Raw genomic sequence first — 1,823 nt, 5'->3', positions numbered from 1 at the left:
GTGCTGGCCTCGTTTTTGGTCCGATAGCGCTCGGCCAGGCGCTGACGCCGGGCCGCCGCTCCGCTACGACGGACGGCGATCGCAGGTGCCGCCTGCGCCGCCCGCGCCGCCCACGGGTGGATCGGCCAGGGCGATACGGGCCGTGATGCGCTTGCCGACCTGTTCCTGCTCGACGAAGAGGTGCGCGGTGACGGCCTTGACGATCTCCAGACCGTGCTGGCCGATCCTGTCAGGGTCGGCGGGCCGGGCCACGGGAACGGTGGGGTCGTTGTCCCACACGGCGACGTCCACGCTGTCGGCGGTGAGACGCAGCTCCATCAGCACGGGGCCGGGAGCGTACTTGCGGGCGTTGGTGACCAGCTCGCTGACCACCAGCTGGATCACGTCCCGCACCCGGTCGGGCACGCGCAGACGGTGGTCGGCGCGGGCTCGGTCGAGGAAGGCGAGCGCGTGGTGGCGGGCGTCGGCGATGCAGCCGTCGGCGCCGCCCATCGCGTAGGCGGTGCGCATGAGGTGCTGTCGCGGCCCGGTACAGCCGTCTCCATAGGCATGCGGTTCCACTCGTTACGCCCTCACTCCCCCGTTCACGTGCGCCGGTACCCGCGATGCCGCTCGGCATGCCTGCCACAGGAGTGTCGTCCGCCACAACCGCCCGAAGCGGCCTCAGCGGACCCGCACACCGGTCGGGGCCTCCCGTGCGCCGGAACGGTCGTCCAGCACGCGGCACGCGGGCCCGCCGCCCGGACCGGTCGGAACCGGTGCCTGCCGAGCGGTCAGCGGGGCGGGGCCACGAGCCCTGTCTCGTAGGCGGTGATGACCAGCTGCACCCGGTCCCGGGCGCCCAGTTTCGTGAGCAGCCGCGACACATGGGACTTGGCGGTGGCCGTCGTGATGAAGAGGTCCTCGGCGATCTCGGTGTTCGACCGGCCGCGGCCGACCAGGGTCAGCACTTCCCGTTCCCGCTCGGTGATGCCCTCGACGGGTCGCGGGGGCCGCTCCGGTGCAAGCACGGGGCGCCTCACGAACTCCGCTATCAGACGGCGCGTCACACCCGGCGCGATCAGGGCGTCGCCGGCCGCGACGACGCGGATCGCCGCGAGGATGTCGTCCAATCCCATGTCCTTGACCAGGAAACCGCTCGCGCCGGCGCGAAGTGCGCCGTACACGTGGTCGTCCTCGTCGAAGGTGGTGAGGACGAGGACGCGGGCGGTCGTCGGACCGGCGGTGATCAGGCGGGTGGCCTCGATGCCGTCCATGCCGGGCATCCGGATGTCCATGACCACGATGTCGGGGTCGGTCTCCCCGACGAGACGGACGGCCTCGGCGCCCGTGGCGGCCTCGCCCACGACCTCGAGGTCGGGGTGATCGGCCATCAGCACGCGCAGGCCGGAGCGGACCAGCGGCTGATCGTCTGCGAGCACCACGCGGACGGTCACCGGTTCGCCGCCGGAGCTGCGGCGGGCGCGGGCAGCGGCAGTCGGGCGGCCACCCGGAAGCCGCCCTCGGGGCGCGGCCCGACGCTGAGACGGCCGTGCAGCAGACTGACGCGTTCCCGCATCCCCACGATCCCGAAGCCGTGGGCCGGGGCGCCGCCCGCGGCGCCGCGTCCGTCGTCGACGATTTCCACGAGCAGTTCCTCGTCCCCGTAGTCGATGGACACCTGACAGCGTCGGGCGCCCGCGTGGCGGACCACGTTGGTCAGCGCCTCCTGCACGATGCGGTAGGCGGACAGGTCGACCTCGGGCGGCAGGTGGCGCCCCGGTCCCGCGCGGCGCACGTCGACGCTCACCCCCGCGTGGGCTGCCGCGGCCGCCAGCCGTTCG

General features: G+C 73.2%; 3 protein-coding genes. All 3 read right to left on the bottom strand.

Annotated elements, in window-relative coordinates; genetic code table 11:
* Positions 1 to 63 precede the first annotated feature (63 nt).
* Positions 64 to 510 (bottom strand): ATP-binding protein, encoded by a 447-nt coding sequence (locus ABT300_RS43720; protein ID WP_351688658.1) that lies wholly within the window; start codon positions 508 to 510, stop codon positions 64 to 66.
* Positions 511 to 773: 263 nt separating this feature from the next.
* On the bottom strand, positions 774 to 1,436 hold the full coding sequence (locus ABT300_RS43715; protein WP_351688656.1) for a response regulator: 663 nt from the start codon (positions 1,434 to 1,436) through the stop codon (positions 774 to 776).
* On the bottom strand, positions 1,433 to 1,823 hold a 391-nt coding region (locus ABT300_RS43710), incomplete at its 5' end, for a sensor histidine kinase (RefSeq protein WP_351688653.1). The genes ABT300_RS43715 and ABT300_RS43710, both read right to left, overlap by 4 nt.

Origin of the sequence: Streptomyces sp. NPDC001027 (assembly GCF_040299045.1) — a bacterium.
Taxonomy (GTDB): domain Bacteria; phylum Actinomycetota; class Actinomycetes; order Streptomycetales; family Streptomycetaceae; genus Streptomyces.
Note: the sequence above shows the minus strand (reverse complement) of the source record. Positions and strands in the feature narration are given on the sequence as shown.

Bases quoted from the DNA above. Each gene is read 5' to 3' on its own strand.
- ABT300_RS43720 (WP_351688658.1), bottom strand. From the start codon at position 510: ATGCGCACCGCCTACGCGATGGGCGGCGCCGACGGCTGCATCGCCGAC.